The organism is Escherichia sp. AM3 (assembly GCF_032029835.1).
GTDB lineage: Bacteria > Pseudomonadota > Gammaproteobacteria > Enterobacterales > Enterobacteriaceae > Escherichia > Escherichia coli.
The window spans coordinates 1-252 of record NZ_JAVUPQ010001148.1 but is presented as its reverse complement, the minus strand read 5'-3'; the positions used below and the strand labels follow the sequence as shown (position 1 = coordinate 252).

At 53.2% G+C, this 252-nt stretch carries 1 pseudogene; it reads left to right on the top strand.

Annotated features, from left to right (window positions below):
• Positions 1 to 57: 57 nt before the first annotated feature.
• Positions 58 to 252: pseudogene (locus tag RTW80_RS30090) on the top strand (hypothetical protein); the annotation flags it as partial.

Genomic DNA, 252 nt, shown 5'->3' with positions numbered 1-252 from the left:
GACGTACACCCTGCCGGAGGCAGAACCGAATAAATTCTATGAAGAGGTGACAGGGAAATGTCTCTGAATAACGTTCGTCAATACGCGCTGATGCTTATGCTGCTCTGCGGCGCAGCGGGACTTTCGGGAATGGCGCAGGCCGATGACGGCGCCTGTGAAATGATGTCGGCGGTGAAGAAAGTCGATTACGGGCGCTACCGTAAAGAGGATATGCGGCAAACGTCCGCTGAGCATATTGGCAAAGTGTATAAC